This window comes from Micromonospora maritima (assembly GCF_902825405.1).
Classification (GTDB): Bacteria; Actinomycetota; Actinomycetes; order Mycobacteriales; family Micromonosporaceae; genus Micromonospora; species Micromonospora maritima.
The window spans coordinates 1-6,700 of the sequence record NZ_CADEAU010000300.1 but is presented as its reverse complement, the minus strand read 5'-3'; the positions used below and the strand labels follow the sequence as shown (position 1 = coordinate 6,700).

At 71.0% G+C, this 6,700-nt stretch carries 5 protein-coding genes and 2 pseudogenes; 6 read left to right on the top strand and 1 reads right to left on the bottom strand.

Features of this window, described 5'->3' with window-relative positions; translation table 11 throughout:
• The 4 genes and pseudogenes from HUW36_RS22400 to HUW36_RS22385 all read left to right on the top strand — a co-directional run.
• Positions 1–304: pseudogene (locus HUW36_RS22400) on the top strand (hypothetical protein); the annotation flags it as partial.
• A 140-nt stretch (positions 305–444) separates the two neighbouring features.
• The gene (locus tag HUW36_RS22395; protein ID WP_174529976.1) at positions 445–2,100 is read left to right on the top strand and encodes a sodium:solute symporter family protein; all 1,656 of its coding nucleotides are present in this window, start codon (positions 445–447) and stop codon (positions 2,098–2,100) included.
• A 16-nt stretch (positions 2,101–2,116) separates the two neighbouring features.
• A complete protein-coding gene (locus HUW36_RS22390) occupies positions 2,117–2,437 on the top strand; it encodes a hypothetical protein (RefSeq protein ID WP_174529975.1) in 321 nt (106 codons plus the stop codon).
• Between the two features lie 82 nt (positions 2,438–2,519).
• Positions 2,520–2,903: a hypothetical protein gene (locus HUW36_RS22385; RefSeq protein ID WP_174529974.1), complete on the top strand. Its 384-nt coding sequence runs from the start codon at positions 2,520–2,522 to the stop codon at positions 2,901–2,903.
• A gap of 106 nt (positions 2,904–3,009) precedes the next feature.
• Here the strand turns inward: HUW36_RS22385 and HUW36_RS22380 are convergent, their stop codons facing one another.
• Positions 3,010–4,812, bottom strand: a complete 1,803-nt coding sequence (locus HUW36_RS22380; RefSeq protein ID WP_174529973.1) for a glycoside hydrolase family 6 protein — start codon at positions 4,810–4,812, stop codon at positions 3,010–3,012.
• Between the two features lie 555 nt (positions 4,813–5,367).
• Here HUW36_RS22380 and HUW36_RS22375 point away from each other — a divergent pair.
• Both HUW36_RS22375 and HUW36_RS34575 read left to right on the top strand, forming a co-directional pair.
• On the top strand, positions 5,368–6,537 hold the full coding sequence (locus tag HUW36_RS22375) for a collagen-like domain-containing protein (RefSeq protein WP_174529972.1): 1,170 nt from the start codon (positions 5,368–5,370) through the stop codon (positions 6,535–6,537).
• Positions 6,524–6,700, top strand: a pseudogene (locus tag HUW36_RS34575) (class F sortase); the annotation flags it as partial. The gene HUW36_RS22375 and the pseudogene HUW36_RS34575, both read left to right, overlap by 14 nt.

The following is a 6,700-nucleotide window of genomic DNA, read 5'->3' as shown; positions in this document are numbered from 1 at the left end:
CGCGGACCGGCCCACGCCCGGCGCCGTACCGGCGGACGCGGCGACGCTGTTCGCCCCGGAGGCCGCACAGGGCTTCCGGGACCGCTGGCGCGACGTCCAGCTGCGCTTCGTGGACGACCCGCGCGCCGCGGTCGGCGAGGCCGAGTCGCTCGTCGAGGAGGCGATCGAGGCGCTGGCCACGGCGTTGCGGGAGCAGCGCACCCGGCTCGGCACCTGGCAGGAGTCCGGCTCGACCGACACCGAGCAGCTCCGGGTGGCCGTGCGCGGCTACCGCGACTTCCTGGACCGCGTGCTGGGCCGCTGACGCCCGCGACCTGCCCCGGAGCCCCGGCCGCCCTCGGGCCGGGGCTCCGTCGTGCCCGGCGGACCACGCAGGAGGCATGAAAGCGCGCAATCGGGGTACCTGCGGGCGCAGCACGCACCCACACGAGGGGAGCATCGGGCATGGGTAGCGGCCTACGGTTGAACATGAACGCCCTGGACTACCTGATCCTGGCGCTCTACTTCGTCACGGTGCTGGGGGTCGGCTTCGCCGCCCGACGTGCCATCAAGACCAGCGTCGACTTCTTCCTGTCCGGGCGGTCGTTGCCCGCCTGGGTCACCGGCCTGGCGTTCGTCTCGGCGAACCTGGGCGCACTGGAGATCATCGGCATGGCCGCCAACGGCGCCCAGTACGGCATCATGACCGTGCACTACTACTGGATCGGCGCCGTACCGGCGATGGTCTTCCTCGGCATCGTGATGATGCCGTTCTACTACGGCTCGAAGGTCCGCAGCGTCCCGGAGTACCTGCGGCTGCGCTTCAACCGCCCCACCCACCTGCTCAACGCGATCAGCTTCGCGGTCGCCCAGGTGCTGATCGCGGGCGTGAACCTCTACGCGTTGGCGCTGATCATGCAGGCGCTGCTGGGCTGGCCGCTCTGGATCGCGATCGTGGTCGGCGCGGTGATCGTGCTGGCGTACATCACGGTCGGCGGCCTCTCCGGCGCGATCTACAACGAGGTGCTCCAGTTCTTCGTGATCATCGCCGGCCTGGTGCCGATCACGGTGATCGGCCTGGTCAAGGTCGGCGGCGTGAACGGGCTGATGGACGCGGTACGGGAGTCCAAGCTCGGCGAGGCCGGCCTGCACGCCTGGCAGGGCACCGGCAGCACCGACAATCCGCTGGGCGCGCACTGGCTGGGCATCGTCTTCGGCCTCGGTTTCGTGCTCTCCTTCGGCTACTGGACCACCAACTTCGCCGAGGTGCAGCGCGCCCTGTCGGCGCGCAACATGAGCGCCGCCCGGCGTACCCCGATCATCGCCGCGTACCCGAAGCTGCTCATCCCGGTGGTCACCGTGATCCCGGGCCTGATCGCCCTGATCACGGTCAAGGGGCTGGGCGCCGACCAGGGCGACCTGGTCTACAACAACGCCATCCCGCTGCTCATGCGCGACCTGCTGCCCAACGGCGTGCTCGGCATCGCGGTCACCGGCCTGGTGGCCTCGTTCATGGCCGGCATGGCGGCGAACGTCAGCGGCTTCAACACCGTCTTCACGTACGACATCTGGCAGGCGTACTTCCGGCGGGACAAGCCGGACGGCTACTACGTGAAGGTGGGCCGGATCGCCACCGTCGTGGCCGTGGTGGTCGGCATCGGCACCGCGTTCATCGCGGCCGGCTTCAGCAACATCATGAACTACATCCAGGCGCTCTTCTCGGTCTTCAACGCCCCGCTCTTCGGCACGTTCATCATCGGCATGTTCTGGCGCCGGATGAGCGCGCTGGCCGGCTTCTGGTCGCTGCTGTCCGGCACGGTGGTGGCGATCGCGACCTACGTGCTCTACAAGACCGGCGTGATCAGCTTCAACTCGGACCTGGAGGAGAGCTTCTGGGGCGCCGGCCTGGCCTTCGTGACCGTCGCGGTGGTGGCCGCGATCGTCACGCCGCTGACCAGGCCGAAGCCCGACAGCGAGCTGACCGGGCTGGTGTACGGCCGCAGCGACGCCACGCTCGCCGACGACTCGCTGGCCGGCGACGCGGCCTGGTACCGCTCGCCGGTGCTGCTCGGCGTCGTCGCCGTGGTCCTGGCCGCCCTCTTCTACATCCCGGTCTTCTGAGGAAGGGACCCACGCCATGGCAGACAACGAGGACCGCTACCAGCACGGCGAGGCCCACGATCCGCTCGTCGACGAGACCGAGGACGCCCGGGAGGCACGCTCGGCGGCGGCCCGGCTGTTCGACATCCGTCGGGTGATCGGCGGGCTGTTCGTCGTGTACGGGTTGATCGTCGGGCTGATGGGCCTCTTCGACTCCTCCGCCGAGATCGACAAGGCGCAGGGCGTCCGGATCAACCTGTGGGCGGGTGCGGTGATGCTGGTCTTCGGGCTGCTCATGCTGCTGTGGCAGCGGTTGAGCCCGACCGAGGCACCGGAGCCGCAGCGCGACGAGTCCTGATCCGGCCGGGCCGCGGCCGGGTCGGCATGGCCGGGCCCGCACCGGGTAGGCCAGGGGGATCACAGGACAGGAGGGCAGCAGCATGACCGATCGTGACCCCGGTGGCGAGCGGCCGCTGGAGGAGACCCCCGAGGTGGCGGCGGCGGTGGACGACGACAGCACGGTGCCGCAGCTGCGTTCCGGCGGTACCGACCCGGACAACCCGACCTTCACCGAGCCGGACGGCGCGGTGGCCGACACCGGCGCGCCGGACCTCATCGGTGACCCGTACGCGGCCGGCACGGGCGCGACCGGCACCGGCACGGGCGCCGGCGGGGACAACATCCGCACCGGCGCGGAGCAGCCGTGGGAGCCGGAGGACCTGGTCCGGGCCCGGGGTCAGGACATGACCCCGGAGAACCTCGAGCGGGCCCGCCGCGACCTGGCCGAGCTGGGCCGGGCGGCGATCGAGCGTACGGTTCCCTGACCCCGGACGGCCGGGGGCCCCTGGCCGACGTGGGCGTCGACCAGGGGCCCGGGGAACCCGCGCGGCGGTGCCTCACTCCCGCCGCCGCGGGTGGTCCGGCGGTGACTCAGAGCGCCGGGTAGGCGTTCTGCATCAGCTGCGCGAACTGGGCCGGGAACCACGCGCCGGAGATCGGCGCGTCCGGCAGGGCGCCGGAGAGGCTGTTGCCGTTGCGGGCGTTGCCGGTGTACGTCGGGTCGCACATCCGGTCGAAGCCCTTGCCCTCGTTGTTCGGGATCTCCTTGCTGGAGCCGTCCGACTCACCCGGGGGCTTCACCCACACGTAGGCGTCGATGCCCGGCTCCGGGTTGGCCTTCGGCCGCTCGCCGAGGCCCGCGCCGGCCTGGTTGCACCAGTTGCCGGCGTGGATGCGGCGGTCGACCCGACCACCGTTGACGTAGGCGTCAACGCTGGTCAGCGGGCCGGGGCCGGTCGGGCGCGCCGTGCCGCCCCAGCCGTTGCGGGAGGTGTCGATCAGCATGCCGATGTTGCTGTCGAAGCCGACCGAGACCAGCTTCTGCCGGAACGCCTGGGCGAAGGACAGCTCGTCGACGTACTGGTTCCAGTCGATCCACTTGGCCTGCCGCACGGTCTGGCCGTTCACCGAGTCGGTGATCTTGACGTACGGCTCCTTGAGCGCCGAGTAGTTCGCCGTGTTCACGATGAAGCCGTGCACGTTGCGCACCGTGCTGCCGGACGCCACGGCGGCGGCCTTGAGCTGGTCGGCGACCGGGCCGAAGTTGCTGTCCCAGCCGATCCAGCCGTGGTGCGCGGCGTCGATGTAGTTGTAGACGTTGCCGATCGCGCCGAGCTTGGCCAGCGCGTAGCCCACGCCGTTGACGTAGGCGCCGTTGGCCTTGACCGTGTCGCACATCGCGGTGCCGCCCGGGTTGCCCGAGGTGTTGGTCACCAGGTTGGGCAGCGAGTCGATCTCGATGATGTTGACGATCCGCAGGCTCTGGTACTTCGCGTCGCTCTGGATCGCGGCGATCGGGTCGATGTACTCGGACTTGTAGCGGGGCAGCTCGTCCGGGCCCAGCTCGCCGTTGGAGGCCAGCGCCGCGCAGTCCCGGCCGGGCAGGTTGTAGATGACGAACTGGATGTAGCCGGCGCCCTGGGCGAGCGCGGCGTCCAGGTGGTCACGGACACCCATCGAACCGTTGGAGCTGCTGCCGGTGGTGCCGTTGATCGCGGCGATCCGGTCCAGCCAGACCGCGGTCGGGTTGTTCGACACCCGGTTGCCACCGGCCACCGACTCGGCCTTGGCCTTCCACTCCGGGTTCACGTACCCCTTCACCCCGGCGTACGGGTTGTCGACCTTCTGCCCCGGCGGGGTCGTGGTCGGCGGGGTCGTGGTCGGCGGCGTCGTGGTCGGCGGCGTCGTGGTCGGCGGCGTCGTCGTCGGGGGCGTGGTGGTCGGCGGGGTCGTGGTGGGCGGCGTGCCGCCGTTGCAGACCGTGCCGTTGAGGGTGAACTGGGTCGGCTTCGGGTTGCTGCCGCTCCAGGCGCCGTTGAAGCCGATGCTGGTGCTGGCGCCGGTGGCCAGCGACCCGTTGTACGACTCGTTCTGCGCGGTCACGTTCTGGCCGGTCTGCGACCACTTCGCCGACCAGCCCTGCTGCACGCGCTGCGAGCTGTTCGGGAAGGTGAAGCCGAGGTTCCACGAACTGACCGGGTCACCGAGGTTCTTGATGACGACGGTGGCCGTGAAGCCACCGGGCCAGTCGCTGGTGGTGTAGTCCACGCTGCACTGGGTCGCGGCCTGAGCCGCGGTGACCGGGAGGGTCACCAGCCCGCCGGCCACGAGGACGCCGGCGCCGGTGAGCGCGAGCGTCCGGCTCCGGCCGGACAGCCTTCTCCACAGATTCATGCCACTGATCTCCTTGGGCGAGACCGGATCCGCGAACGGCCCGGCGGAATGGCGGCGGCGGTCGTCCTGCGGGAACGGCCGTGCGCGCCACGGGTTTCTTCGGGGGACGCCCGACCCGGACGGGCGTGAGGTGGTGGTGGTGCCGACCGGTCCGCAGGACCGGTCGATGGGAGCCGACGTCGTCCGGTGGGTACCGGTTGCCCTCGACGCCTCAGCTCGCGGTGTGGCTCCCCGAACCGCGTGCAGCGATTCTTGCATGGGAGCGCTTCCATGGCAATGCCTCGATACGCTCCCCGACCCTACCCGGCACCACCCCGGGCCACGCCGCACCACGCTCCTCCGACCGCTCGAGAGTGGGGCGAAGGGGCGGAGTGGGCGCGGCGGGCGCGGAGGGACGCACACCGGGCCTCGGCCGACTTAGCACCAGCATCGGTACATCATCGGCAAACTCCTAAAAACGAATCTTTCCCCGAATAAGTCGCGAAAAGGTCTAACGTCGGCGGTAGCTCGACCGACGTCGGGCTCAGGACGAAGAGGGATGGAGTGACGCTGGTCATGGCTAAGAAGATGCTCGGGAAGGTCGTCGCAGGTGCCGCTCTGGGCGGCGCGGGCCTTCTCGTGTTCACCCCCGGGATGGCCTACGCGGGCGGACACGACGAGGGGAAGGTCATCGCCAAGCCGCACGTGGTCAAGGCGGGTGACACCGTCGAACTGCTCGAGATCTGCTCCGAGCCCCAGGAGCACGCCTCCGTCTGGTCGAAGGTGACAGGCAAGGTCGACCTCCACCCGGCCCGCGACGGCGAGCACGGCGACTGGTCCGACAAGGGCGGCGACTGGTCCGACGGGGGTTGGGACGCCGACCAGGGTCCCGACGGCAAGGACGAGCACGGTCGCGACGACCACGGCAAGGGCCCCGAGGGCAAGGACGAACACGGCAAGGGCGACCAGGGCAAGGACGAGCACGGCAAGGGCGACCAGGGCAAGGACGAGCACGGCAAGGACGAACACGGCCCGGGTGGCAACGGCATGCCGCAGCCGCCGGCCGACGTGCCGCAGCCGGGCGGCCAGCCCGGTGGCATGGGCGGCGGTGTGGTCGCCGACCACGGCGACCAGGCCGACTGGAAGGGCCACGAGGAGTACGGCCAGGACGCCGAACCGGGCTGGGAGAAGGAACAGCCGGGCCGGGACGCCGCCGACTGGGCGATGGACGAGCACGGCAAGGACGGCAAGGACGGGCACGGCCGGGACGTCAAGGACGAGCACGGTGCCTGGCAGGACGGCAAGGACGACTACAGCAAGGACGACTACAGCAAGGACGACCACGGCAAGGACTGGCAGTCCGGGGACGAGTACGGCCGGGGCGGCGACGAGTACAGCCGGGGCGGCGACGAGTACGGCCGGGGCGGCGACGAGTACAGCCACGGCGGAGACGAGTACGGCCGGGGCGGCGACGAGGCCGGCTGGGAGCACGGGAAGGACTTCGTCTACTACGGCGAGGCCACCGTCTCCGAGCACGCCCGCCCGGGCCGCTACGAGCTCAGGGGCTCCTGCGGCGAGGGCGAGCTGGTGGTCCTGCCCCGCGGTGGCGTCGACGGCGGTGACGGTGGCATGGCCACGACCGGCGTGGACCGCGGTCTCGCCACCGGTGGCGCGGGCATGATCGGCGCCGCGGCGCTGGGCGGCCTGGTGCTGCTGCGCCGGCGGCGGGCCGGTGGCCTGGTCTGACCGGACGACGACCCGGGCCGGCGGCCGTCACGGGAGACCGTGGCGTGCCGCCGGCGCGGCCGTCGTCGTCCTGCTCGCCATGGTGGGTGCCGGGCTGATCGGCGCGTCCGTGCGGACCGTTCCGCCGCCCACCCCGCCGCAACCGATCGCGCAAGATCGGAAG

Bases quoted from the DNA above. Each gene is read 5' to 3' on its own strand.
- HUW36_RS22395 (WP_174529976.1), top strand. From the start codon at position 445: ATGGGTAGCGGCCTACGGTTGAACATGAACGCCCTGGACTACCTGATC.
- HUW36_RS22390 (WP_174529975.1), top strand. From the start codon at position 2,117: ATGGCAGACAACGAGGACCGCTACCAGCACGGCGAGGCCCACGATCCG.
- HUW36_RS22385 (WP_174529974.1), top strand. From the start codon at position 2,520: ATGACCGATCGTGACCCCGGTGGCGAGCGGCCGCTGGAGGAGACCCCC.
- HUW36_RS22380 (WP_174529973.1), bottom strand. From the start codon at position 4,812: ATGAATCTGTGGAGAAGGCTGTCCGGCCGGAGCCGGACGCTCGCGCTC.
- HUW36_RS22375 (WP_174529972.1), top strand. From the start codon at position 5,368: ATGGCTAAGAAGATGCTCGGGAAGGTCGTCGCAGGTGCCGCTCTGGGC.